The sequence below is a fragment of the Magnetospira thiophila genome, assembly GCF_054657015.1.
Genome location: NZ_BAAHXF010000001.1, coordinates 322,796 through 349,719, shown reverse-complemented (window position 1 = coordinate 349,719; position 26,924 = coordinate 322,796). Strand labels below are relative to the sequence as shown.

Below are 26,924 nucleotides of genomic sequence, written 5' to 3'. Positions count from 1 at the left end.
TCGCGTCATTCAGACGTAGGCGTTGAGCGTGAAGAAGGTGAATTCGTCGCCAATGTTCTCAAAGGTGAATTCAATGGGCCTGGAGGCCCGGCGGGCAATGTCGAGAAATCCGATCCCGGCACCCTTGCTGCCCTCCGGTGGATGGTCCCGTAATTTTTTCTTGTAGGTGTCCTTGAGTTCCTGCCGGTCCATGCCCTGAACCATCGAAAGCCAATCTTCTAGCCGGGCCACGTCTGCGGTACGGATCATGTTGGCACAGGTCACGAAAAAGCTGCCGTCTTTCTTGCCGACAAGCAGCACACCGTAGCGTAATTCATCCTTTTCAGGAGACGTCGTCAGTTCCATTTCGGCCGAATAACGGATGATGTTTTGCATTTGCTCGATAAAGACCGAGAAAACGGCGCGTGTCGTCTTGGTGTCGGCGTCGTCCATGACCAGTTTGCGCTTAATGGCGTCGCCGATGCCGCTGAGGATCTCCTCGGTCACATAGCCGCTGTAGCAGAACAAGATACCACGGGTCTGCAAGTAGTTGCGGAAATCGTACATGCTGTCGATAAGCACGGGTGTTCTTTCCTGAAGTATGGACCCAAAACCGCCTGACAGGCATGGTAATGGACTTTCCGGGCAGGCGCCACAACAACCTTGCCCGGACCGGGGTGAAGCAATTCCCCTTATGCAATGGGGGTATGGCGCACTCCACCAAAAGGTGGAGCCCCCCCAATGGATGATGGTCTGAATGGTTTCCATCAGTTAAGTATTATAAAGGGGTGATTTCAAGTCGCGGAACGGGATGTGTCGGGGAAGGGTGACGTCATGAATATCAATCTGACTTCCGGGAGCCTGGAGGGTCATTCGGACCTGATCCAGACTGTCGAGAGCGGCGACGGCCTTTCGCCCATCGCCCTGCCCGAGGGGTTCGCCATGGCGGCGGCGGATTATGCCCGTACCGGATCGGACCTCACCCTGACTGCGCCGGACGGCCAGCAGGTGGTGATTGCCGACTATTTCGCGCAGGCCCAACCCCCGGCCTTGACCACCCCCGATGGCGCGATGATCAATGGTGATCTGGCGACGCGGCTGGCCGGGCCGCTGGCCCCGGGACAGGTGGCGCAGGCCGCCGAAACCGCCGCTCAGGAGCCCATCGGGCGCATCGATACCCTGGACGGCACGGTTAGCGTGACCCACGCCGACGGCACAAGGGTCGAACTGGCCAAGGGCGATCCGGTGTTCCAGGGCGATATTCTCGAAACCGGGCCCGACGGGGCCATCGGTGTGGTGCTGGCCGACAGTTCGGTCTTCTCGCTGGGCGAGAGCGGGCGCATGGTGCTCGACGAGATGGTTTACGATCCGGGCGGCACCGAGGGTCAGGCGGTGGTCTCCCTGCTCACCGGCGCGGCGACTTTCGTGTCCGGTCAGATCGCCAAATTCGGCCAGGATGCCATGGTGGTGCAGACCCCCGTGGCGACCATCGGTATTCGCGGCACCAAGGTCTTTTTAGATACCGACGGTACCTCTATCCAGGCGGTGAACCTGCCGGAATCCACCCTGCGCGGCGAGACGGTTGGTGAAATCGTACTGATGAGTCCGTCCGGCGACATGTTGGGGACAATCAACAGCTACGGCGGCGGCTGGCAATGGACGCCGTCGCTGAATACCACTCCCAGTTCCTTCCAGTTAAGCCCGCAGCAGGTGGGTTCAATTCTGACCCAGGTCAATCAGTTCCTGCCCCGGACCCTGGAAGAGAAGGCCCTGGATATCATGGACCGGCTCAACCAGATCCGTGAGCAGGCCGCCGCGGCCCGCGAGGCCGGAGACGACGCCCGGGCCGAGCAGTTGGAGGCCGAAGCCCAGGAGGCCGAGGCGCAGCTGGAACAGGCGGTGCAGGATGTCGAACAGACCCTCGGCTTCAAGGTCGACCTCACCGAGGGCGACGGGCCGTTGGGCGAAGGCCTGGATGCCTTCGATACGGCGGCGGGCGGCGACACGACAGCGGGCGGCGATACCGGCGGCACCGGTGGCGGCGGCACGGGAGCCCCTGACCCATTCCTGCCCGCGCCGGGGACGGCTGGCGGGGCGACTGCGGGCACCGGCACGGGTGGCGGGGGGGTCACGGGCACGGGGGCAGGCACCGGCACTGGCTCTGGGACGACCGGCGGCGGCGCGACCGAGAGCCCAAGAACCGACACGACGACCTTTGTCACGTCATCCAGCCAAAGCCCATCGAACGTCATCATCGGCACCGAGGACGACGATGATCTTGTCGGCACCGACGACGACAACGAGATTTACGGCCTGGACGGCGATGACGAACTGACCGGCGGCGCGGGCGACGACATGATCGACGGCGGCGATGATGTGGAAATAGGCGATACGGTGATTTTCTCCGGTCCGCGCGACAATTACGAGATCAGCTACGATTGGGCCTCCGACACCTTCACCGTGGTGGATTTGGTCGGCACGGACGGCACCGATACGGTGACCAACGTGGAGACCTTCCAGTTCAGCGACAGTTCCTATGATGCCTATGATCTGGACCTCATCGTCAGCGGAAATGGGGAACTCAGCGGCCTCAATGGCAATGACCTGCTGACCGGCGGCGCGGGCGATGATGTACTGACCGGCGGTGCGGGCAATGATGATCTCTATGGCGGGGCCGGGTTCGATACCGCCGTGTTCTCGGGACCTGCCTCTAATTACACGGTTACGCCGCTGGATGCCAACGGCACCTATCTGGTGACCGATAATGTCGGCAGCGATGGCTCGGACTGGGTGACCGGAGTCGAAGCTTTTCAGTTCGGCTTCGACACCTTGTTGGCCAACGAACTCAATCTGGTGGTCGAGGGCTCCGGCGAAATATACGGCACCGATCTTTCCGAGAGTCTGGTCGGCGGCACGGGAAATGACACCCTCTACGGCCTGGACGGCGACGACTGGTTGCGGGGCGGGGCCGGCACCGACAGAATGGACGGCGGCGACGGCATTGATACGTTGGTCATGGACGGCCCCTCCGGGCTCGGCGGTACGGTCACCCTGGGCGAAGCCGGGTCATTCGGCACATTCACTGACGGTTGGAACCAACCGGATCAGGTCAAGGATATCGAAAATGTCGTTGGCACCAGCGCCGGGGATGTGATCACCGGCAACTCGGGCAACAATACGCTTGATGGCGGGGCGGGCAATGACCAGCTGAACGGCGGCGCGGGCGACGATGTGCTTATCGGCGGTTCGGCCTCCGACAACATCGACGGCGGGGCGGGGACGGATAGGGCAATTTTCTCCGGCAACCAGGCCGACTATACCATCAGCCATTCCGAGGGGGTCTATACGATTTCCGGTGCTGACGGCACCGATTTCGTTTCCAACGTGGAAATCTTCCAGTTTGATGACGGCAATATAGCCAGCTACTTGGCCGGGCAGACCCGGGTCGGGGCCAACCTCACCGGCACGGCGGGCAACGACACCCTGACCGATGCCAACTTTGCGCAATCGGTGATGGTGGGCCTGGGTGGCGACGATACGATCAATGGCGGGAACTATAACGACACGCTGTATGGCGATGGCAGCATCGACTATGACTTTGCCAGCAGCGCCGACGGTTGGACTTCCAACGAGCAGAATTCCCCCGTGACCTACATGGCCAGCGGCGGCGTTGATGGCAATGGCTATATCGAGATCCAGGATCAGGCGAATACGGTCCCGGCTTTCATCGCGCCGACCGGTCTCAGCGGCAATCTGCAAGGCTATCTGAACGGTCAGTTATCGTTCAGCATGAAGTCAGACCTTTATGACGGCGGCCAACCGGTGGTGACCATCGAGGGCGACGCCGGAACCTTGACCTTGGACGTGACCGCACCGGGAACCAACTGGACGGCCTACGACGTGGATCTTGATGCGACGGCCGGTTGGGTGATGGATGGGGATCATCCGGCAAGCCTTGACGAAATCGCGGCGGTCCTGAGTGCTGTGAGCGGCGTCACATTCTCGGCCGACTTTACGGCGGGCAACGAGACGGTGGGATTGGATGCGGTCCGTCTGACCTCCGCCGATGGCAACGACACCCTGCGCGGCGGTTCGGACAACGATACCCTTTACGGTGAAGGCGGCGACGATACCCTTGAAGGCGGCAGCGGCACCGACGCGGTTTACGGCGGCGACGGTAACGATACCTTCAACGTCAGCAGCAACGTTGAAAACAACGAGATCTTCGACGGTGGCGACGGCAACGACAGAATTTATGCCGCCGGGACCAGCCTCGTCATGGACAATTTCCTCGGCACCAACACGGTGGAAACCTTCGAGGGCGACGGGGCGCTGACCATCAGCGACTTCGGCTTCAGCGCCAGCACCTTTGACTTCCGGGGCATCGACGCATTCGTTGGGGTCGAGGCCATCGACGCGGGCAACTACAACGACATCATTTACGGCACCGACAGTGCCGACCCGATCCTGCGCGGCGGTTCGGACAACGATACCCTTTACGGTGAAGGCGGCGACGATACCCTTGAAGGCGGCAGCGGCACCGACGCGGTTTACGGCGGCGACGGCGACGATACCTTCAACGTCAGCAGCAACGTGGAAAACAACGAGATCTTCGACGGTGGCGACGGCAACGACAGAATTTATGCCGCCGGGACCAGCCTCGTCATGGACAATTTCCTCGGCACCAACACGGTGGAAACCTTCGAGGGCGACGGGGCACTGACCATCAGCGACTTCGGCTTCAGCGCCAGCACCTTTGACTTCCGGGGCATCGACGCATTCGTTGGGGTCGAGGCCATCGACGCGGGCAACTACAACGACATCATTTACGGCACCGACAGTGCCGACCCGATCCTGCGCGGCGGTTCGGACAACGATACCCTTTACGGTGAAGGCGGCGACGATACCCTTGAAGGCGGCAGCGGCACCGACGCGGTTTACGGCGGCGACGGTAACGATACCTTCAACGTCAGCAGCAACGTTGAAAACAACGAGATCTTCGACGGTGGCGACGGCAACGACAGAATTTATGCCGCCGGGACCAGCCTCGTCATGGACAATTTCCTCGGCACCAACACGGCGGAAACCTTCGAGGGCGACGGGGCACTGACCATCAGCGACTTCGGCTTCAGCGCCAGCACCTTTGACTTCCGGGGCATCGACGCATTCGTTGGGGTCGAGGCCATCGACGCGGGCAACTACAACGACATCATTTACGGCACCGACAGTGCCGACCCGATCCTGCGCGGCGGTTCGGACAACGATACCCTTTACGGTGAAGGCGGCGACGATACCCTTGAAGGCGGCAGCGGCACCGACGCGGTTTACGGCGGCGACGGTAACGATACCTTCAACGTCAGCAGCAACGTTGAAAACAACGAGATCTTCGACGGTGGCGACGGCAACGACAGAATTTATGCCGCCGGGACCAGCCTCGTCATGGACAATTTCCTCGGCACCAACACGGCGGAAACCTTCGAGGGCGACGGGGCGCTGACCATCAGCGACTTCGGCTTCAGCGCCAGCACCTTTGACTTCCGGGGCATCGACGCATTCGTTGGGGTCGAGGCCATCGACGCGGGCAACTACAACGACATCATTTACGGCACCGACAGTGCCGACCCGATCCTGCGCGGCGGTTCGGACAACGATACCCTTTACGGTGAAGGCGGCGACGATATTCTCGATGGCGGTACGGGAACCGACAGCGCTGGGTTCTCCGGAAGTTGGGCGGATTATGTGTTGTCGGCGGATGATGCCGGGACGTTGAGTGTCGTCGGAGCCGACGGGTCCGATACGCTGACCGGCTTTGAAACCCTGCTGTTCGATGATGCCTCGGCGCAGGTGGTCACGGCTTCGGTGGGCGGCGGTGCCTTGAACGGCGGTACCTGGGTACAGAACGCCATGTTCGGCCTGTCAGGCGATGACAACATGACCGGTGGCAACGCCGATGACCGGTTGATGGGCGGCCTCGGCAACGACACCCTCGATGGCGGCACCGGGGCCGACATGATGGACGGCGGCGCTGGTAACGATATCCTCTATACGGACGGCGACGACCTTCGGATGGACGGCGGCGCGGGCAGCGATGAGTTGGCCGTATGGGGCGGCGAAGTCGGTTTCGAAAGCTACGATGGCAACCAGATCACCAGTCAGATTTTGGGGGTTGAGGCCATCACCCTGTCCAGCGGGGCCACGCTCTACGGCACCGAGGATACCAGCGGTCAGCAGGCCCATACGGGCATCACCGCCGATCAGGTGGCGGCCAATCTGGGGATTTCAGGCGGGACGCTGATTCTCAACAGCCATAACGGCGACAGCGGGGCCTCGGTCTTGCTGGCCGAGGGCGAATGGACCGATACCGGCTCCACGGAGATCCTCTACGGGCGTACCTACACGGTCTATGAGGCTGTCGAATCCGGCGACGCGACGGTGACCCTGAAGATTGATCAGGCCATTGACGACGGGTCCTCCAATGCCATTTTGGGCACCTCCGGTAACGATGTCCTGGTCGGCACCGACAATGATGACGAAATGGACGGTCTGGCGGGTGACGATTGGCTGACCGGCGGGCTGGGGGCCGATACCCTGACCGGTGGGTCGGGTGAGGACGTGTTTTCCTATCTCCTCAACGGCATGGCCTTTGATGCCGCCGAGGGCGGCGACACGATCATCGGGTTTAATCCCACCGATGATGCTCTGGCCTTCTGGACCAGCCAATTGAACGGTTTGTTGCCCTTTGGCTCGGTTCATGACCTGACCACGGGTCCGTCCGGCTGGGACGGCAATGCCTGGGGCAGTTCTCAAGTCAGCTCGTTCAATGCGGCTCTGGATGGGTTGCAGTCGGCAATTACCCTGCCAGTGTTCGGCTGGGATTACCGTCCGGTATTCCTGTATTTTGAAGACGAGGCGAGCAACGGCCATCTGTACTACACGGACAGCTACGATCCATTCTCAGGCAGTGGGAACTACGGCTTCTCGGAAGTGGCGACGTTGCAGTTGGATGGCAACGGCGGTCCGATGACGGCCGAATCCATCTTCATTGTCAGTTCCAACGCCGACGGCGATATCTTTGCGGGCAACGATGAGATCGGCGACACCATCGACGGCACGTCATCGAACGACCAGTTGCATGGACTGGGGGGTGATGACGTCATCTCGGGTTATGACGGAAACGACATCCTGTTCGGCGATGCGGGCACCGATACGCTGAGTGGCGGTTCCGGCAATGACCTGTTCTACGGCGGCGAGACTCAGGACTTCATGGATGGCGGCACGGGCGATGATCTGTTCGTCTATGTGCTCGACCAACTGGGATTGGAAGGCGGCGATATGATCACCGGTTTCGGCACCCAGGACGGCAACGACATGTTCCGCTTCTGGCCGGGCGGCGATGGGGCCAGCAATCTGGCACTGACCACAATGGGCGGGCTTTCGACCTACAGCAGCGGCCAAGCCTATAATTTCTTCGATATGGGATCTTTCTACAGCACTGACGGGGTCTCCGCGATTAGTGCCGCCGTCTGGGCCTTCAGTTCGCAGATGAATGGGGATATCAATCCTTCGCAGGGCGTGTTCCTGTTCTTCACGCAAGGTGAAAATCAATTCATGCAGCAGCCGGCGGACCCCTCGGTCGGCCAACTCTGGTATGCCCAGAACAATGCAGGCTCGGTCAACTCCTATTCCCTGGTGGCGACGGTGCAGTCCAGCGATGGATCGCCGATTTCGATACAGGCGGATGACATCCAGGTGTTCTGAAGACAGGGATCGGTTATACTTGGCGCGTTCGTGATCTCATGGGCGCGCCGTTTCCTTGTCCTGCGAGGGTTGAATGGAAAACAAGCACCACCTGACGCCGCAAAAGGCCCTGGAAATCGCCGGGCACCATATCATGACCGGACAGCGGGGCGAGGCCGCCGCCATCTGCCGTAAAATTCTCGACGTGATTCCCGATCATGCGGATGCTTTGCACATGCTCGGCGGCTGCGCCATGCTGGACGGGCAAAGCCGTCTGGCCCTGGATTGTTTCGATCAGGCCCTGGCCCAGCGCCCGGAAGACCCGGCCTTTCTCGCCAACAAGGGCACCTTGTTACTCAACATGGGATTGCCGCAACCGGCCGTCGAGCTGTTGCGGCGGGCGCTGGAGGTGCGGGCCGACATGGCCCCGGCCTGGGACAGCCTGGGTCGGGCCTTGCATCTGCGCGAAAGCTGGGACGAGGCGCAGGAGGCCTACAGCAAAGCCATTTCCCTGGACCCCAAATACGCCCGCGCCCATGCCCATCTGGCCAACCTGTACCGCCATGAAGGCAAGGGGCGGGCGGCGATTCAAGCGCTTCAGGAGGCGTTGAAGCTCAACCCGGACAATCCGGATATCCTGGCCGAGGCGGCGGCGCATTTCATCGACGGCGGATTCCTCACCCGGGCGCGGGGGTATCTGGATAAGGCGCTGAAAAAGGACCCGGACCATCTGGAGACCTTGTTGGCGCAGGTGGATTTCCTGGAAATGGCAGGCAAGGGGGAAGAGGCGCGGCGCATTCTCTGTCACCTGCTGGCCAGCCATCCGAGCGCCGCCAACCTGAAGGTGCGTCTGGGCTCCCTGCTGCTGACCACCGGCCATCGGGAGGTCGCCGAGGAGGTTCTGCGCGACGTGCTGGAGGACATGCCCCACCATCCCCCGGCGCTGTCCGAGTTGGCCTCCATGGGGGCGCTGAAACCGGGCGATGCCGAAACCGAACGTCTGGAGACGCTCGCCGGACGGGATGGTCTGGCGGTCCGCCAGCGGGCGGCGCTGAATTTCGCCCTGGCGTCGGTCCGGGACAAGGCGGGGGACCATGAGGGGGCCTTCGCCGCCCTTGATCGGGCCAATGCCCTGCGCCATGGGGAACTGCAACGGCAGGGCCGGGCCTACGATCCCCAGGGCCAGGAACAGCGCATGGCGCGATTGAAGGAGGTCTTCGATGCCGCCTTTTACGCCGCCCGTCAGGATTGGGGGCTGGCCAGCGAACGACCGATCCTGATTGCCGGAATGCCCCGTTCGGGCACCACCCTGGTCGAACAGATCATCGCCGCTCATCCGCGGGCGTCGGGGGCTGGGGAACTGATGGACCTGCCCCATCTGGCGATGATTCTGCCCGCCCTCACGGCGGAGAAGAAACCCTATCCCGATTGCATGGCGGACCTGTCGCGGGACGGGGCGCTGCGACTGGCCCGAGCCTACGATCTTCGACTGCTGGATTGGGCACCGCAGGCGGATAAGGTGACCAACAAGCTGCCCGGCAACTATGCCTTTCTCGGACTGGCGGCACTGCTGTTTCCTCGGGGCACCTTCATCCATTGCCGCCGCGATCCGATGGACAACTGCCTGTCCAATTATTTCGCCAATTTCCAGGACGGGCTTTCGGCCAGCTTCAACCTGGAGGCCCAGGGTCACGCCTGGAGGCTCTATGCGGATTTGATGCGCCATTGGCGGGAGGTGCTGCCGGTGACGGTGCTTGATGTGGATTACGAACAGCTGGTGGCCGATCCGGAACCGCAGGTGCGCCGCCTGCTTGATCATTGCGGTCTGGACTGGGACCCGGCCTGTCTGGAGTTTCACAAATCCCATCGGGCCATCCGCACGGCCAGCCGGTCGCAGGTGCGCAATCCCATCTATGCCACCTCCGCCGGACGCTGGCGGCGGTATGAGACTCACCTGGGAGATTTGGTCGAGTCCTTAAACGGAGTCGGCTATTGACGGAAAGTAATATAATATATCCAGACCTTGCCGTGAGCCGCCGAAAAGCCTAAACAACAACGGGATCACGTCAGATCACGAAACGGTTTCGAAGGAGAAGATCATGGGGATGATGGGCAGCCTGGACAGCAAGACCGCCACCGCACTGGCGACCGGAGACCACGGCGATCCTTTCTCTTGCCTCGGCCCCCATGAGGCCGGAGAAGGCCATCTCATGATCCGCACGTTTCAGGCCGACGCCACCGAGGTGGTGGTGGTCAATGCCAAAACCGGCAAGGATCTGCGGGTCCTGGACAGGATTCACCCGGACGGTCTGTTCGAGGGCGAAGTGGCGGGCACGCGCGACTCGCTGTCCTACCGCCTGCGGGTCACCCGTGGTCAGGCCTGTTTCGAGGTGGAGGACCCCTATCGCTTCCCCGGGCTGCTCGGCGAGTTGGATGCCCATCTGATCGGCGAGGGCAACCATCTGGAAAGCTACAAGGTCATGGGGGCGCATCTGCACAAAATCGACGGCGTGTCCGGCGTCGGTTTCGCCGTCTGGGCCCCCAACGCCCGCCGGGTCAGCGTGGTCGGCCCGTTCAATCAATGGGACGGGCGCTGCCATGTGATGCGCAAGCACCATGGAATCGGGGTGTGGGAGATTTTCATCCCCGGGCTGGGCAAGGGCGAAATCTACAAGTACGAGATCAAGGACCGCTTCGGCAATATCCTGCCCCTGAAGGCCGATCCCTATGCCTTCTATTGCGAGCATCCCCCGGCCACCGCCTCCGTCGTCGAGTCCCTGGATGGCTATGCCTGGAAAGACAAGGCCTGGATGAAGCGGCGCCAGGACACCACCCTGCGCGAACAGCCCATTTCCATCTACGAAATCCACATGGGCTCCTGGCGTCGGGTGCCGGAAGAAGACAACCGCAGCCTGACCTATCGGGAAATGGCCGACGAGCTGGTTGCCTACGTCAAGGATCTGGGCTTCACCCATGTGGAGCTGCTGCCGATCACCGAACATCCCTTCGACGGCTCCTGGGGCTATCAGCCCATCGGCCTGTTTGCGCCGACCAGCCGGTTCGGGACGCCGGATGATTTCCGCTATTTCGTCGATCGCTGTCATGCGGCCGGAATCGGCGTGATTCTCGATTGGGTGCCGGGGCATTTCCCGACCGATACCCACGGGCTGGAATATTTCGACGGCACCCATCTCTATGAGCATGCCGACCCGCGCCAGGGGCGGCATATGGACTGGGGCACCCTGATCTACAATTTCGACCGTCAGGAAGTGACCAACTACCTGCTAGTCAACGCCTTGTTTTGGCTTAACGAATATCATCTGGACGGGCTGCGGGTGGATGCGGTGGCCTCCATGCTGTATCTGGATTACAGCCGCAAGGAAGGGGAGTGGATTCCCAACAAACACGGCGGACGGGAGAACCTGGGCGCCATCGCCTTCCTGCGCCGTCTCAACGAACTGGTCTACGAGCGGGGACAGGGGGCCTTTACCCTGGCCGAGGAATCCACCGCCTGGCCGATGGTCTCGCGGCCCACCTACCTGGGCGGCCTGGGCTTCGGCTACAAGTGGAACATGGGCTGGATGCACGACACCCTGCTTTATATGTCCAAGGACCCGGTGCATCGCCGCTACCACCACAACGAAATGACCTTCGGCATGCTCTATGCCTATACCGAGAACTACGTGCTACCCCTGTCCCATGATGAAGTGGTGCATGGCAAGGGCTCGTTGATCGGCCGGATGCCGGGCGACCAGTGGCAACGGTTCGCCGGATTGCGCGCCTATTTTGGATTCATGTGGTCCTATCCGGGCAAAAAACTGTTGTTCATGGGCGGCGAATTCGGGCAGGAACGGGAATGGGCCTATGCCGAAAGCCTCGATTGGCATCTGCTGGAAAACCCCTATCACAAGGGGGTGCAGAATCTGATCCGCGATCTCAACGGGATCTATCGCAACGAACCCTCGCTGCCGCAACAGGATTGCGAGCCCAATGGCTTCCGCTGGGTCGAATCCCATGACGTGGATCAGAGTGTCTTCGCCTATCTGCGCTACGGCCTGGACGGCTCGGTGATGCTGGTGGTCAACAGCTTCACGCCGGTGGTGCGCGACGGCTATCGGCTCGGCGTTCCCGAGGGCGGCGCCTGGGTCGAATGCATCAATACGGATCGCACCGAATACGGGGGATCTGGTGTGAGCAATGAGGGCGACCTGTATGCCGAGGACGTGGCCTGGCATGACCTGCCCCATTCGCTGGTGCTGACCCTGCCGCCATTGGCTACAGTCACCTTCGTACCGAAAAAGGTCGAGGCAAAAGCGGCCAAGCAGGACGATTGAATCGACCCGTGACCGCTTGCGGTAGAGGGGAGGCTGGGCGCCCGATCAGGCGCCAGGTCAGGCGAAGGTCGCGCCGGTAGAGAAGAAGTTCAACTCCTGCAGGCCCGGCAGGCGGGCGGTCTGCATCCAGAATTTTTCCAAGGCCCGCACGGCTTCCTCGAAAGCTGCGGGATCTTCCGGTTTGCAGATGAAGGCGTTGGCCCCCAGGTCATAACAGGTGCGCCGGTCCTCCACCGAATTGGAGCGGGAGAAGATGATCACCGGAATGGCACGCAGGGACTCGGCGGATTTCAGATCGGCCAGCACCTCCCGCCCGGAATCGGGAGGCAGTTCAAGACCGAGAATGATCAGATCCGGGCGCGGCACGGAATCGTCCTTGCGATTGACGAAATCCCGCAGGGCGTTCCCGGTTTCCACATGGTGGATCTCTGTGGACGTCGGCAGGGACTTGAACGCCTCGCTCAGGCGTCGGGCATCGTCGGCATTGGCCTCGGCGAACAGAATTTTGACCGGACGGGTTCTGGGCTGCATGGGGTCTCTATTCTTCTTGTGTCAGCGGTCCGACGACCGAAAGCTATATGATAGTATAGCCAAGGCTTCAGGATTCCAAGAGACAAGATGATGGGGGGGCGCGTCGGTTGCGGGGCCTCCGATGGGCGAAAATTCCCCGAGCGATGATGCCGAAGCGGCCGTTATGTGGTAGCCTTCCGTCTGACGGGAGTCCCCGGGTGGAGGTGGCTCCGGTTTCGTTTGCATTCCCCGGCGAGGAGCCTATTAATAAGGCCTCCCCCTGAACAATTCCCCTATGTTTCATAGGGGTTTGCACGCTAAGGAGAATTCTGAATTGGATACTGTGGCGATTGCCTTGACCGGGGCTGGTGGGGCTGGCGTGATGACCGCGGGGCAGATGCTTCTGCATGCCGCGGCCGAGGCCGGATTGTTGGGACAAATGACCCGGTCCTCGGGGCCGCAAATTCGCGGTGGCGAGGCGGCGGCGTTCGTCACTCTGGCCGCCCATGCGATTGAGGGCGCGGTGGATCTGGTGCAGATTCACATGGCCTTCGACTGGATGAACGTGGAGCGCTTTTCCGCTGAACTGCCGCTGGATGCCAGCAGCACGGTGATCTATGACGCCTCGGCGGGGGATGTGCCCGAGGTCATCGCCGCCAGCGGTGCCCGCACCGTTCCGGTGGATTTCAAGAACACGGCCAAGGCCATCGAGGGCGGTCGGCCCAACATGGTCGGGTTGGGCATGCTCAGCGTGCTGACCGGCATTCCGGCAGAAGCCTTCCGCAAGATCGTGCACAAATCCCTCAAGCGCAAAGGCGAGGCGGCGATCAAATCCAGTGAGGCTGCCATCGACGCGGGGATTGCCCTGGCCGGGGAGCTGGGGGTTCTTTACCCGTTGGACGGGGTCGGGGCTCATGTCACCCAGGAGCGTTGGAACATGAGCGGCAACGAGGCCACCGGTCTCGGGGCGCTGCGCGGCGGGGTGCGGTTCGTTGCCGCCTACCCCATCACTCCGGCGACGGAGGTTCTGGAATGGCTGGCCCCGAATCTGGAGAAGGTCGGCGGCAGTCTGGTGCAGGCGGAAGACGAACTGGCCTCCATCAACATGATCATCGGCGGTTCGTTCGGCGGCGTGCCGTCGATGACCGCCACCTCTGGTCCCGGTCTCGCCCTGATGATGGAAAGCATCGGTCTGGCGGTGACCTCGGAGACGCCGATCATGGTGGTCGATGTGCAGCGGGGCGGCCCCTCCACCGGCATTCCGACCAAATCGGAACAGAGCGACCTGAATATCGCCCTGCACGGCCTGCATGGGGATGCGCCGCATATCGTCACCGCAGCGCAATCCATCCCCGATTGCCTGTTCACCGCCCAGTGGACGGTCTATCTGACCGAGGCCCTGCAAACCGCCTCCATCCTGCTGACCGACCAATCGCTGGGGCAGTCCCGGGCGGTGGTCGACAAACCCGCCGATTCGGCCTTTGTCGGCCAACGCAAGACCATGACGGCGGGGACGACCAACTATCAACGCTACGGGGCGACGGCGGACGGGGTGTCGCCCATGTCCATTCCGGGCACGCCCTGCGGTGAATATGTAGCCGACGGGTTGGAGCACAGCCCCAACGGACGGCCTTCCAGCCAGACCGAGGATCACACGACGCAGTTGGACAAGCGGGCTCATAAATTAGAGTCCTTCGACTACGGCGACCATTGGGCGACCCTCGAAGGCGACGGCGATACGGCTGTTCTCACCTGGGGGTCCGCCACCGGGCCGTGCCGCGAGGCCATTCGCCGCCGCACCGCCGAGGGACATCCGGTACGCCTGATTGCGCCACGTCTGTTGCTGCCGGCCCGGGTCGAGGCCATGCACGCCGCCCTGGACGGGGTGAAGCGGGTGTTGGTGGTCGAACAGAGTCACTCGCGGCAGTTCCATCACTATCTGCGGGCCTATTACGACCTGCCGCCGGAAGTGGTGGTTTTCCATCAACCGGGGCCGCTGGCTATTCGCCCCGGTCAGGTTCACGCCTATTTGAAGAAATGGAGTTGATCCCATGGACGGGAGCGAACAAACCGCCGCCCCGACGGCAAAGGCTTTCAAGTCGGAATACAAGCCGGTCTGGTGTCCCGGATGCGGCGATTTCTCTGTTTTGTCCTCCATTACCAAGGCGCTCTCCGAATGGGGGCGGCAGACGGAAGACGTGGCGGTGATCTCCGGCATCGGCTGTTCGTCGCGTATCCCTGCCTATACCAGCGTCTATGGATTCCACGGCGTGCACGGACGCGCCCTGGCTCTGGCCACCGGGCTCAAGGTGGCGCGGCCGGATCTGACCGTGCTGGCCACCGGCGGCGATGGCGATGGTTTTTCCATCGGCGGCAACCATTTCATCCATGCCTGCCGGCGCAATGTGGATCTCACCTATGTGGTGATGGACAACGAGGTTTACGGCATGACCAAGGGTCAGGCCTCGCCGACCACCTCGCCGGATTGGACCGCCTCCAAGCTGACCCCGCACGGCACCGGGGTGTCGCCGTTCAATCCGCTGGGGGTTGCTCTGGCGGCAGGGGCGACCTTCATCGCCCGCGGTTTCGCCGGTGATCCCAACGGACTGGCCAAGCTGATTCTGGAAGGCATTCAGCATCCGGGGTTCGCGATGATCCAGGCGTTGAGCCCCTGCATCACCTTCCGCCCGGAACAACGGGATTGGAAAAAGGTGGTGCGCGAAGCCCCGGTCGGTCGCACCGACGACCCCAGCCGCGCCGGACGCATGCTGATGACCGACGACGGCTTCAATATCGGGGTGCTGTTCCAAACCCAGCGCCCGCTCTATCAACCGGACCTGAGCGGCAACGTGCCGATGGTGGACATTGAAGCGAAATTTGCCATTTAGCGGGCTGCTGCTGGCAGTTCTGCTTTGTGCGCTTCCGGCCCTGGCGGCGGAGCCGGGCAGCACGTTTCGCGATTGCGAGAGCTGTCCGGAAATGGTTGTGGTACCCGCCGGGTCCTATGTTATGGGGGCGGAAAAGGGTAAATACGTGCAGCCGGCCCATCGGGTGACCATCGCCAGGCCCTTTGCCCTCGGGCGCACTGAGGTGACCTTCGACCAGTGGCAAGCCTGCGTGGACGCCAAGGGCTGTGAACGCGAGCCCCATGACCACGGCTGGGGGCGCGGCAGCTATCCGGTGATCAATGTCACCTACGGCGAAATCCAGCAGTACGTGGCCTGGCTGGCCGCCAGCACCGGTCAACCCTATCGCCTGCCCAGCGAAGCGGAATGGGAGTACGCGGCGCGCGGTGGCACCACCGGGCGCTACTGGTGGGGCGACGAAGTGGGGCAGGGCAACGCCAACTGTCGCGATTGCGGCACCCAATGGAGCGGCTTCCAGTCGGCCCCGGCCGCCACCTTCAAGCCCAACCCGTTCGGTTTTTACGACATGAACGGCAATGTCTGGGAATGGGTCGCCGACTGTTGGAACGAGACCCATGACGGGGCCCCCGCCGACGGCTCGGCCCGCACCACCGGCGACTGTGCTCGACCGGTCACCCGCGGCGGCTCCTGGTACTATTTCCCCAAACTCGCCGCCTCCGCCTACCGGTACCGCAACGGCGTCGAAGTCAAGAGCTACAACATCGGATTCAGAGTGGCCCGGGATTTGGACTGAGAGGCGGCAAATGGGGGACATTGCCCAGACTTCAGGGCAACGTCATCCCTTCAAAAATAAATCCTCACCGTGATCCACTTCATGCCGAGCTTCACCCCCCTACCTCATGCTGAGCCTGTCGAAGCATGAGCCTGTCGAAGCATGAGCCTGTCAAAGCACGAGCCTGTCGAAGCATGTGTCGCAACGCGCCCCCTGCTGGACCGTGCTGACATCCTCCAGCAAGACCCACCACGAAACCGCCAGGGGCGGCCATAGGTCATGGGAAGCCTATCCAGCACCACCCCCGGCAACGACGGGGACTCCCTGTCCTCTGCCCCGATCCCCTCCGTTGTCGATGACAAGCCGTCGCGCCCGACCCCGTCGTTCGACGAGGGGCCGTCCCTGTTCGAATCCAAGTCGGCCTTCGATGCGGAACCGCTGCAACCTATTGCCTCTGACCCCGTCCTCGACACCCCGGCACGCCGGACGAACGCCCTCCTTGACGAGTCCCCGGGCGACCGAGCGCAACAGGAAAACCTTCTCAAGCAGGCCGAGGCCGACACGGATGCGGTCTGGAAAATGCACCAGGACAAAAAGGCCGCCGAGGAGAAAGCCGCCCGGCAGCGCATAGAGATGCGCCAGAAACAGCGCCTGGAAGAGCATGCGCATTCCGATGAAACCGGCCACTGATTCCGACGGAAAGCGGCCACCCATTCCGATCCAAAACGGCCACTTTATCCTGGGCTCGTTTTTGGCGGCGTGATCGACGCCGTTGGGTAATTTGTTGATGTCATTTTCCTTAGGTCTGGTCAATTGTTTTGGTGGCCATGGTCTTTCGCATTGAGGGTCCGTCGAGATCGAGCCTGTGGGCGTTGTGGACGATACGATCGAGGATGGCGTCGGCGAAGGTGGGCTCGCCGATGACGTCGTGCCACTTATCGACGGGCAGTTGGCTGGTGATCAGGATCGAGGCGTTTTGGTAACGCTCTTCGACGATTTCCATAAGATCGCGGCGCTGATCAGCGTTGAGTTTTTCCGGGCCCCAATCGTCGAGGATCAGCACGTTTGGTTTTGTCAGGGCGCGAAACAAACGCGGGTAACGGCCATCGGCGCGACCCATTTCCAATTCGGAGAACATTCGGGGCAGGCGTTTGTAGAGGACGGAATAATCATCTCTGCAAGCTTTTTGACCCAAGGCGCAAGCGAGCCATGATTTGCCGATACCGCATGGACCCGTAATGATCAGGTTCTGTTTTTGGGCGATCCATTTCCCCTGGGCCAGTTGCTGGAACAGGGATTTATCGAGACGCCTGGGGCTGCGGTAATCGACGTTCTCGACTGAGGCCCCGGCGTGGCGCAGGCGGGCGTTTCTTAAACGGTAGGTCAATCGGCGGTCGTCACGGACGGCTTCTTCACGATCAAGAAGCAGAGCCAGCCATTGATCATGAGCCAGATCTTCGGCTTGGGGGTTGTCTCTGAGGTCGGCGAAGGCCTGAGCCATACCGGTCAGCTTGAGGAGCTTCAGTTGGTCGTGAGTGGGGTGTTGCAACATGGTTGTTTTCCTCCTTAATGAAAATATCCGGAACCCCGGATGTTGGGATGATCGATGGCGGGACCGTTCTCAGCCTGTTTCGTTTTGCAATCCTCAAGCCTGTTCTTGAGGATGGAATTGACGGAAGAATAGGAATGGGCGCCGATCTCAAGCGCTCTTTCGCAAGCCGCCTCCAGGCGTTCCGGCCCATGAACCTTGGCCAGGCGGAGGATGCCGATAGCGGAACGAAAGCCCTGTTCCGGGTGTGGCTTGCGGCGCAGAATAATGTCAACGAGGGCTTCCGTGTTGGCCCCTTGGGCGGTAGCCATGCGGCGGATTTTCTCCGGCGTCCAACTGGCGTATCGTCGGTGTGATGACGGCATGTGTTCCGGGACCGTGGTATGACGCCGATTGCCGGGGCCGCGCATATGGACGGCGACACGCTTGCCTTTATGGAATATCTCGACACTGCGTTCCGTGATGCGAGCCCACAGGGTTTGTTTGACCAACGCATGCGGGACCGAGTAAAAATGCTTGCCCACTTCCACATGGTAATCGATGCCGGCGCGTCGCTGTTTCCATTCGGCGTATTCGAAGGGCTCGGCGGGCAAGGCTTTGAGGGCCGGGCGGTCCAGTTCTTCGAACAGTTGCCGCCGGGACGCATCCAGATGCTTGCTGACCCGCCTATTCAGAACCTCAAGCTGTTCACGGATTGCCTGATTGAGTTCGGCCAGGGAGAAGAAACGGCGATTGCGCAGGCGGGCCAGAACCCAGCGCTCGACCACCTGAACGCCGACTTCCACCTTCGCCTTATCCCTTGGTTTGTAGGGCCTGGCGGGAATGACCGCCGTACCGTAATGGTTCGCCAGATCGGCGTAGGTCCGATTAACCTCGGGATCATAAATGCAGGATTTGATGACACCGGACTTGAGGTTGTCGGGAACGATCTGCTTGGGAACGCCGCCGAAAAAACTGAAGGCGCGGCTGTGCGAACCGATCCAATCAGGCAGCGCCTGGCTCCAAGTGGCCTCGGCGTAGGTGTAACTGGAGGCTCCCAGGGTGGCGACGAAGATCTGGGCCTCGTGGACCTCGCCGGTCAAGCCGTCAATCACTTCCACGGTTTGACCGGCGTAATCGACAAACAGCTTCTCACCGGCCACATGGTTCTGGCGCATGGTCGGGTTCAGCTTACCCCGCCAGTCCCGGTAAAGATCACAGAACCGGCTGTAACCGTAACCCTCTGGATGCCGCGCCCGGTATTCCTCCCACAAAAGGGCCAGGGTCACGCCGGGCTTCTTTTTCTCCCGGTGCAGCGACGGCCAATCGGGCGGAAGTGGGCGTTCCCTCGTTCGAACCCGCAAGGGCGGAAACAATAGCTGCTCCAGCCCTTCCTCCGAAAGGTCCCCGGGTAAGGGCCAATTCAACCCCGCTTGTTTGGCCCGGGCGATATAATCCCCGACCGTTGTACGGCCAATATTCAAACTGACGGCGATCCGCCGCCTCGACAGGCCCTCGGCATGCAGCCTCAAAACGTCGCGAATCTTGCGCATGGGCAACCTCTCCCTGGGCATCTCCGCTCCTTCCCAAAAGGTGCGAAGGTAACCCTCAAAAGATCACCCAACGAGGTCGATCACAGGCCAGACAAAAGTGGCCGCTTTGCGTCGGAATCGGTGGCCGGATTAAATCGGAATCAGTGGCCGCTTTGGATCGGAATCAGTGGCCGCTTTGCGTCGGAATGCGCACTTTAAGTGATGAACTGCGTTGGCATCATTATGTTTGCTTCAATTTTTCCTGCAAAATAGTCAATAGTGCAGCATGTTTGCGCGGGTTGGATTGTTTAAGTTTGCGGATGTTCTGGAGCTTCCATTTCACAGCAGGCATGTGCTGGAGCGCGGGAAAGGGCAGCAGATTCCAGTCGGGTTCTCCTGCTTTCAGGCTGAGAAGGAAATCCCGCTCATCCCGCGTCAGGCTTTCTGGTAACGCCCTGAACAGCCAGTCCCTTGTTTCTTCCAACATCTCAAGGCTGATGTCGTCGTGCGTCATGCCGACAAAATCGCTGTTGTAAATTTGCCCGAGTGGTTGCGGGTTAGGCGTCAGGATTTCGTTGATGGGGCGATTATGGGCGGCGACATAGGCGACGAAGGCTTGGCGTATTTTAGTGGTCAGCCCTTCGTTTTGTCGCAGCAGCAGACAATCGAACCAGTCGCGCGGGTGCTGGCGGTCCATGGCGGCGACGAGCTTGCTGCCATAGAGTTCTTCGGATGCCAACACGGGCAATTTGAGCAAGCGTTTGAATGCCAACGCCGCCGACGGACACAATTCGGCGATGCGTACGTGGTGAAGTGTGCCGCGCCCAACCGGATTGACTTCGATCTTAACCTCTGAAAAGCCCTGGCGCACGAAGAGCTTGATATCTCCCATCCCGGTCGCCGCTTGCCGACGGACGGAAAAGCCGCGGCGCTCCAGATCGGTTGCTGCTTGGTTCAGCGCTTGGGATATGGCGTTCAGCGCCTCCTCACGCGGCTGATCCGCACGAACATAGACGACGTCGATATCGACCGAGAGCCGGGGCATGTCGCGGTGAAAGAGATTGATGGCGGTGCCGCCTTTCATCGCGAATCCAGAGCCCTGAAAGATGACGGGCGCGACATCGAGCAGTAGCTGCACAGTCTCCCGATAACGGCGATCCATATTTTTGGACATGGTCATATCCTTATCGTGCCGGACGCATGGCGCCGAACGTATGGTGTTGCCGATCCTGTGCGGACGTGGGTCAGGTCGAGTTCATCCAAGACGGGCAGGGAGGATTGTTTGGCGTGATGCAGGAATAGGCGCACTGCCTTAACGCTTCGGCAGGATTCCAGTAATGCCTGCATCAGCGGGGTACGCAGGCCGAACAGGCTTTCGACGAGTTGGGCGGCCTCTTCCTCGGATTGATGCTGCGGCACACACCAGAGCATTTCCAGAACGGCGCGCTCCGGCTCGGAGACGGGCAAACCCGGTGTTTCCCATGGACTAACGCAGAGCGTCGGATCGTCGAAAAGGCGTCTCCGACGGACCTGTATAGTAAATCGCGCCGTCAGCCATTCCGGCAGACGTAATGGGTCGTCGGTAAAAAGCTCCGTATGAGGCCTATGAGCAAGATTGTGTTGGAAGCCGTACCAAGCCAGCGCTGTCTTGCCCCCGACATGAAATGCGCCGGGCAGGGCTGCTAGAGAAAGCCGCAATTCCGGCTCATCTCCGGTGCGCAGAAACCAACCATGCCCAAGCCGCGTGAGCCAGCCCGACTGAACGTAATGATATGCCAACTGCGCCGATACACCCTGTTCGGCAAGCCAAGCCGCCGTTAGCGGCTGCCCTGGTTGGGCGCGCGTCAGAACTTGTTTCAGAAGTCCATATCGATCTATAGCCATACTATATATTTTTGCAATTTTTTAGGCGAAGTCAAGGGGGTATATTTCATAAAAATGCTTCAAAGTAAAGTATGGCTATAGGTATTGTTGTCATGTGACGGAGTGCCGTGGCACCTCTCACAAGGCGTTTGCGGGCGCCACGATCAACGCATCAATCCTATCCGCAACCGACTGGGCGGCGCGCAGCAGTTGTTCGAACGTCCAGTCGGCCGCATACCCCTCGGTTACGTCTTGTGGGCGGGCATGGTTGACCAGGCGTTTGGTTAGGCTGGTGGCGAGGCCGATGTCGCGCTCGGCGATGGTGATGAAATTGTTGCGAAGGGCGTGAAACCAAAATTTCGTACCTGCCCCTTTGGTGATGGTCGGGTAGACGTGGTGAATGTCTTCATGGTGGCCGGATTTGGTTTCGCTGTTCGGAAACACCCAGCCGGTCTCGTTGTCCTTTTTGCGCCGCTCAAAAACATCGGCTAGTTGCCGGGTGATCGGCAGGCGGAGCGGTTCCCCGGTTTTGGTTTCCTCGACGATCAACTCGCTGTCGCTGATGTCCGACCATTTAAGCCAAAGGACCTCTCGCAAGCGCATTCCCGTGTACAGCCCAGCCGAAATGGCGTCGCGGATGACGCCGTTTTGAACAGCCTCAAATCCCTTTTGCCATTTTGGCAGGATGTCCGCCGGGGTGTCGATTTTGCGCCGGGGCTTTTTGTTGAAGCGCCCGCCACCGGCCTGCCAGATCTCCACCGGGTTGCGGAGCGCTTCATCTTCAGCGCAGGGACTGCGATAGACGGAGCGGAGCAGGGACATGACCCGGTTTGCCGGGGTCGGGCCATGCTGGCGGGAAATCGAATTGAAACGGTCCTGGATATCGCTGCGAGTGATCGAACTTATCGGCTTATTCTGCCAGTCGCCCAGATAACGATCCATCTCATAACGATAGAGCGCGTCGGTGCGCGGTTTGCGGTTCGGGTTGGCGGCCATGTAGTTTTCAAAAATATCGCCGAGGGTCGGCATGGCGCGGCGTTCCTGACGCGCGCTCGACGGGTCCTTCCCTCCGGCGGCGGCGCCGAGAATTTCCTGGGCCCTTTGCCGCGCTTTGGCCGGTGATATCGTTCCGTGCCGTCCGATCACCATGCGTCGGTTGGGAGCCTTTCGCCCACCGCCATCGGCCCGATAGTTGACCAAATATGACATGGAGCCGCTCGGCATCACCTTGACACCAAATCCGGTCAATTTGCTGTCCCAGATGATGCGCGGTTTCTCGCTCGGCCTGATCTTGTCCAATGACCGGTTGGATATCTCGATCCTCTCCGCCGCAACGCGCTTGCCCATAACCATGATCTCCCGACATAATAGTCAACACGAAAGTCAACACCGTTTTGCCAAAATCATAGATTTCCTGCTATCGTAAGGCAAGAGGAGATAAAGAACAAATAGCAACTGGGGCAAAAGTCCGGGCGGCGGCGGCCGACGGACTCACAATTGGTTGAATCGGCCACTGTTTCATGATTCTGTGGGGCATGGTCAAGCCACGCCCAGATATTGATGCGTTTTCACCGTTGGTGCTCAAGCCGCTGGCTCTGGGGCTGCTGGAAGAGAATGCCCGGCTGTCGTCGGAGAATGCGGCGTTGCGCGAGGAGATCGCGCGCTTGAAAGGACTGAAGGGCAAGCCGGACATCAAGCCACCATCGACGCCGTCCGGGATGGACAAGGCGACGGACAAGCGGTCGCGGCGAGAGAAGCGGCGGCGCGGGCCGAAGGCGCCGTCGGCGCCGGTCGAGGAGCGGATCGTCGTCGCCACCGCCATTCCGCCGGGGTCGCGGTTCAAGGGCTACGAAGACTTCACCATCCAGGACCTGAAGATCGAGCCGCGGGTCGTGCGCTATCGCCGCGAGCGCTGGCTGACGCCGGACGGGCGCACGGTGCTGGCGCCGCTGCCGGCCGGGATCGGCGACCACTTCGGCCCCGAGATCAAGCGCTTCATCCTCGCCCAATACCACCAGGGTCAGACCACGGTGCCGCGCCTGGTCGAGTTGTTGCGGATGCTCGGTGTGGACATCTCCAAGCGGCAGGTGGTGCGCATCCTGACCGATGCCAACGACGCCTTCGTCGCCGAGGCCCGCGACGTACTGCGGGCGGGGCTCACGCACGGCGGCTGGATCTCGGTGGACGACACCGGCGCCCGTCACCAGGGCAAGAACGGCGTCTGCACCCAGATCGGCAACGACGCCTTCACCTTCTTCGCCACCACCGGATCGAAGAGCCGGGCCAACTTCCTCGGCCTGCTGCGTGCCGGCCACGGCGACTATGTCCTCAACGACCAGGCTTTCGCCTACATGCGCCATCGTCGCCTTGCCGGTTCGGTCATCGCCACCCTGGCGGGGCACCCGGTGCGCCGCTTCGCCGACCACGCCGCGTGGCAGGCCCACCTCGGTGCGCTGGGCATCGCTGCCCTCAAGGTCCATCCCGCCCCGGTGACGATCGCCACCGAGGGTGCCTTGTGGGGCGCCGTCACTGCCCACGGCTTCCTCGACGGCACTGTGATCGTCTCCGACGATGCCGGCCAGTTCAATGTCGGCGAGCACGCCCTATGCTGGGTCCACGCCGAGCGGCTGGTCCACAAGCTCGACACCTTCACCGAGGCGGCCCGCGCCGCCAAGGAGAAGGTTCGTGGCCTGATCTGGTGGTTCTACGCCGACCTCAAAGCCTACCGCGCCGCCCCGGCCCCGCGCCGCAAGGCCGAACTGAAGACCCGTTTCGACCGCCTCTTCCGACGGCGCACCGGCTTCGCCACGCTGGACCGCCTGCTCGCTCGCCTTCACGCCAACAAGACCGAACTGCTGCGCGTCCTCGACCGGCCGGAAATCCCGCTCCACACCAACGGATCGGAAAACGACATCCGCTGCCAAGTCATCCGCCGCAAGGTCAGCGGCACCACCCGCAGCGACCCCGGACGTGACTGCCGCGACGCCTTCCTCGGCCTCGCCAAGACCTGCCGCAAACTCGGTATTTCGTTCTGGGACTTCCTCGGAACCCGCCTCGGCGCGGCCGTCGCTACGCCGGTGCCGCACCTCCCGGAATTGGTTGCTGCCCGCTGCGAAGCCTGACCGCCCGGACTTTTGCCCCAGTTACAACAAATATCTATAACTTATTGAAAAAATGCAAGAAAGATATGAGCATCAATGGGTTAGCGGACATATAATCGTTAGTCTCATAACCTGAAGGTCATAGGTTCAAATCCTATCCCCGCAACCACCGACGGTAAAACCCCTGCTGCTAACGCGGCGGGGGTTTTGCGATTGGGGGTCTGGCCGGCGCAAAGGGCCAGGATCTCGGCCATGGCGCCGTGGATCTCCAGCATATGGTCGTCCGGCCAGGCCGGGTTGGGAACGACGACGATCTTGTCGATCATGGAGCGGATCAGGTCGAAGGCTTCGGAGCGAATGGCCGGGTCGTTGAGGGCCTCGGTGAGGTGGGCGATCTTGTCGTGGAAAAGATCGGACAGGTCCGGCAGCATGGGGAGCAGATCTTTGTCCTCGGGTTCGGCCTTTGTCAGCTTGCCCTGCAGGTCGGCCTTGCGGGCTTCCAGGTTGGTCATGCGGTCCTTCATGGAGGGGTTATACATACCGTCCTCAATGGCCCGGATGATCTGGTTGATTTGTGAGATCACGGTGTTCAACTGCTTTTGGTTGGCTCGACGTTGCGCATGGCGCTGCTTGTCGGATTTGAGGACTTCTTCTCGGAAGGCTTTGATGAACTCGGAAACCAGTTCGGGGGCCAACAGGCGGTGCTGCAGGCCATCAAATATTCTGGCCTCGGCTTGGAGCCGGTCGACGGTTCGGTCATTGGGGCAGGTGCCTTTGGATCGGTGCGTGTTGCAGCCGTAGCTGTCCTTGCCGGAGATGGTATAGGGATGGCCGCAATGATGGCAGAGCAGCAATCCCGACAGCAGGTACTTCTTACGGTGCGCCCGGTTCAGGGCGTTGCCCAGTTCGTCACGCCCCATGGCCCGATGAACCTTTGTCTGGCGGGCCTTGACCCGTTCCCAGAGATCTTGCCCGATGATGCGCAGATGAGGGACGTCGGTTACCTGCCAGTCCTCCGGCGGGTTGGGCCGGGCGACACGTTTGCCGGTCGCGGGATCTTTGATATAGGAACAGCGGTTCCACTCCAGGCGTCCCACGTAGAGGCTGTTGTTGAGCAGTCCAGTGCCCCTGTCCACTTGGCCGCGAATGGTCGTATCGCCCCAGGGGCGTCCGCCGGGGCCGGGGATCTGCTTATCGTTCAAGGTCCGGGCAATGACGCGGGGACTCTCGCCGGCGGCGTAGGCGGTGAAAATGTGACGGATGATCTCTGCTTCTTCCTCAATGATCTCCCTGTCTCCGGCCTCGACGCCGGGCTTGACCCGGTAGCCATAGGCCAGACCACCAGCAGCACGACCCTTGTTGATGCGACCGGACTGGCCGCGCTTGGTCTTCAGTGCCAGATCCTTGATGAACAGGGCGTTCATGGTGCCCTTGAGGCCCACATGCAGTTCGTTGATCTCCCCTTCGGCCAGGGTGATCAGCCGCACGCCGGAGAACTGCAGATGCTGGTAGATCAATGCGATGTCCGCCTGATTGCGAGATACTCTATCCAGGGCCTCGGCGTAGATCACGTCGAACTTGTTGCGACGGGCCTCCTCCATGCACGACGGCGGTGCTCAGCATGCAGGCAAGCATAAGAATCATGAAACTTCGCATGCGGCAAAAATAGCAAATTTTTCATGAACGGTACCTGAACGAGGCGCTCAGACCTCGTTCAGGTTGCCTTTGCTAGCATCCTCCCAACGCAACAAAGGAGCCATCACCATGCTGAAGAAAATGCTGATCCACGGATTGCTCGGTGCCGCCGTCATCGGCGGTGCCGCCACCGTCTATGCCTCAGGGCGCAGCGACGGATACGAGATGAAAAATGCCGCCCCGGTCATGCGCGTCGAAAGCGCCAAGATCAAAGGTACGGACAACGGATACATCCCCGACAGCGCCGCTCACGGCGAGCGCAAATGGTCCTTCTGGCAGGAACGTGACGACGAACACGGCCGTTACGGCGAACGGTCGGAATATCGCGGCAAATACCGCGATCGCGACGATGACTGATCAGGGAGCGGACGATGACCCCAAGACGACAAAAGGCATTCCTTCTCTTTTGGCACGCCTGGCTCGGCGGTGGCTACCTAGTCGCCTACCTGACGGCAGACGAGGACACCTACGGCATGCATCTGTTCGCGGGGTACGCCGTTCTCGTGGCCGTCGTTGTCCGCTTGTTGGCCGGGTTGGTTGCGCCGAACAGCAAACTTTTAAAATTGCCCCACCCCAAGCTCGGTGGCCTCGGCGACTGGTTCGGCGGCGGTAAGGGTCGCCACCCACTCTTCGCCGTGTTCGCGGCTGTCCTCCTTGTCACCGTCGGCACGGCGGCGGCAACGGGTGCCCTTTCGGACTCGCTGATGACCTGGCTCGAGGATCCGCACGAGGCAATCTCTGAAGCCTCGCTGTGGGTCATCTTCGGCCACATCGCGTTCGTCACTTTCATGTACGGCGGCCGGAAATTCGTTAGACAGGCCGTCACGAAACTCACCGAACGGTTGTCGCTCTCCGCCTTCATCATCTGACCAAGCTCTTGGCGGAAAAAACGTCTATGCCTGTTCATCGCCGTCCATCGTTATCCCATCGTCTTGCGCGACCTGACGGATTTTATTGAGAATGCGCGACGATGGCGACACCCCTGATCTAAAGTCACCAGCGTTTT

General features: G+C 61.1%; 18 protein-coding genes. 10 read left to right on the top strand and 8 right to left on the bottom strand.

Annotated elements, in window-relative coordinates:
* Positions 1-9 precede the first annotated feature (9 nt).
* Positions 10-561: a SiaB family protein kinase gene (locus ACYQ1P_RS01675; RefSeq protein WP_460018645.1), complete on the bottom strand. Its 552-nt coding sequence runs from the start codon at positions 559-561 to the stop codon at positions 10-12.
* Positions 562-813: 252 nt separating this feature from the next.
* Here ACYQ1P_RS01675 and ACYQ1P_RS01670 point away from each other — a divergent pair, with 252 nt between their 5' ends.
* The 3 genes from ACYQ1P_RS01670 (at position 814) to glgB (ending at position 12,050) form a co-directional block, all read left to right on the top strand.
* Complete coding sequence (locus ACYQ1P_RS01670; protein WP_460018644.1) at positions 814-7,737, top strand: FecR domain-containing protein; 6,924 nt, start codon at positions 814-816, stop codon at positions 7,735-7,737.
* A gap of 73 nt (positions 7,738-7,810) precedes the next feature.
* Entirely contained in the window at positions 7,811-9,712 is a 1,902-nt protein-coding gene (locus tag ACYQ1P_RS01665; RefSeq protein WP_460018643.1) for a tetratricopeptide repeat-containing sulfotransferase family protein, read from the top strand.
* Between the two features lie 109 nt (positions 9,713-9,821).
* A complete protein-coding gene (gene glgB / locus ACYQ1P_RS01660) occupies positions 9,822-12,050 on the top strand; it encodes a 1,4-alpha-glucan branching protein GlgB (protein WP_460020116.1) in 2,229 nt (742 codons plus the stop codon).
* Positions 12,051-12,107: 57 nt separating this feature from the next.
* Here glgB and ACYQ1P_RS01655 read toward each other — a convergent pair whose 3' ends face one another.
* Positions 12,108-12,581: a response regulator gene (locus ACYQ1P_RS01655; protein ID WP_460018642.1), complete on the bottom strand. Its 474-nt coding sequence runs from the start codon at positions 12,579-12,581 to the stop codon at positions 12,108-12,110.
* Between the two features lie 322 nt (positions 12,582-12,903).
* Here ACYQ1P_RS01655 and ACYQ1P_RS01650 point away from each other — a divergent pair, with 322 nt between their 5' ends.
* The 4 genes from ACYQ1P_RS01650 (at position 12,904) to ACYQ1P_RS01635 (ending at position 16,889) form a co-directional block, all read left to right on the top strand.
* The gene (locus ACYQ1P_RS01650) at positions 12,904-14,607 is read left to right on the top strand and encodes a 2-oxoacid:acceptor oxidoreductase subunit alpha (RefSeq protein ID WP_460020115.1); all 1,704 of its coding nucleotides are present in this window, start codon (positions 12,904-12,906) and stop codon (positions 14,605-14,607) included.
* A gap of 4 nt (positions 14,608-14,611) precedes the next feature.
* Complete coding sequence (locus ACYQ1P_RS01645; protein ID WP_460018641.1) at positions 14,612-15,448, top strand: 2-oxoacid:ferredoxin oxidoreductase subunit beta; 837 nt, start codon at positions 14,612-14,614, stop codon at positions 15,446-15,448.
* Positions 15,438-16,220, top strand: a complete 783-nt coding sequence (locus ACYQ1P_RS01640) for a formylglycine-generating enzyme family protein (RefSeq protein ID WP_460018640.1) — start codon at positions 15,438-15,440, stop codon at positions 16,218-16,220. The genes ACYQ1P_RS01645 and ACYQ1P_RS01640 overlap by 11 nt, the downstream gene beginning before the upstream one ends.
* Before the next feature lie 258 nt (positions 16,221-16,478).
* A complete protein-coding gene (locus ACYQ1P_RS01635; protein ID WP_460018639.1) occupies positions 16,479-16,889 on the top strand; it encodes a hypothetical protein in 411 nt (136 codons plus the stop codon).
* A gap of 109 nt (positions 16,890-16,998) precedes the next feature.
* On the opposite strand, the gene istB is transcribed toward ACYQ1P_RS01635, so the two are convergent.
* The 5 genes from istB to ACYQ1P_RS01610 all read right to left on the bottom strand — a co-directional run bounded on the left by istB (position 16,999) and on the right by ACYQ1P_RS01610 (position 22,469).
* A complete protein-coding gene (istB, locus tag ACYQ1P_RS01630; RefSeq protein ID WP_460018638.1) occupies positions 16,999-17,751 on the bottom strand; it encodes an IS21-like element helper ATPase IstB in 753 nt (250 codons plus the stop codon).
* A 14-nt stretch (positions 17,752-17,765) separates the two neighbouring features.
* Positions 17,766-19,280: an IS21 family transposase gene (gene istA, locus ACYQ1P_RS01625; RefSeq protein ID WP_460018637.1), complete on the bottom strand. Its 1,515-nt coding sequence runs from the start codon at positions 19,278-19,280 to the stop codon at positions 17,766-17,768.
* A 220-nt stretch (positions 19,281-19,500) separates the two neighbouring features.
* Positions 19,501-20,433, bottom strand: coding sequence for a nucleotidyl transferase AbiEii/AbiGii toxin family protein (locus tag ACYQ1P_RS01620; RefSeq protein ID WP_460018636.1), 933 nt, complete (start codon positions 20,431-20,433; stop codon positions 19,501-19,503).
* 2 nt (positions 20,434-20,435) lie between these two features.
* Positions 20,436-21,143, bottom strand: coding sequence for a type IV toxin-antitoxin system AbiEi family antitoxin domain-containing protein (locus ACYQ1P_RS01615; RefSeq protein WP_460018635.1), 708 nt, complete (start codon positions 21,141-21,143; stop codon positions 20,436-20,438).
* 117 nt (positions 21,144-21,260) lie between these two features.
* Positions 21,261-22,469, bottom strand: a complete 1,209-nt coding sequence (locus ACYQ1P_RS01610) for a tyrosine-type recombinase/integrase (RefSeq protein ID WP_460018634.1) — start codon at positions 22,467-22,469, stop codon at positions 21,261-21,263.
* A gap of 173 nt (positions 22,470-22,642) precedes the next feature.
* On the opposite strand from ACYQ1P_RS01610, the gene ACYQ1P_RS01605 reads away from it, so the two are divergent.
* Positions 22,643-24,244 (top strand): IS66 family transposase, encoded by a 1,602-nt coding sequence (locus ACYQ1P_RS01605; RefSeq protein ID WP_460018633.1) that lies wholly within the window; start codon positions 22,643-22,645, stop codon positions 24,242-24,244.
* A gap of 104 nt (positions 24,245-24,348) precedes the next feature.
* On the opposite strand, the gene ACYQ1P_RS01600 is transcribed toward ACYQ1P_RS01605, so the two are convergent.
* Positions 24,349-25,824: a recombinase family protein gene (locus tag ACYQ1P_RS01600; RefSeq protein ID WP_460018632.1), complete on the bottom strand. Its 1,476-nt coding sequence runs from the start codon at positions 25,822-25,824 to the stop codon at positions 24,349-24,351.
* A gap of 163 nt (positions 25,825-25,987) precedes the next feature.
* Between ACYQ1P_RS01600 and ACYQ1P_RS01595 the strand changes: the two genes are divergently transcribed.
* Both ACYQ1P_RS01595 and ACYQ1P_RS01590 read left to right on the top strand, forming a co-directional pair.
* Positions 25,988-26,275 (top strand): hypothetical protein, encoded by a 288-nt coding sequence (locus tag ACYQ1P_RS01595; RefSeq protein ID WP_460018631.1) that lies wholly within the window; start codon positions 25,988-25,990, stop codon positions 26,273-26,275.
* A 14-nt stretch (positions 26,276-26,289) separates the two neighbouring features.
* On the top strand, positions 26,290-26,787 hold the full coding sequence (locus ACYQ1P_RS01590; RefSeq protein ID WP_460018630.1) for a hypothetical protein: 498 nt from the start codon (positions 26,290-26,292) through the stop codon (positions 26,785-26,787).
* Positions 26,788-26,924: the final 137 nt, after the last annotated feature.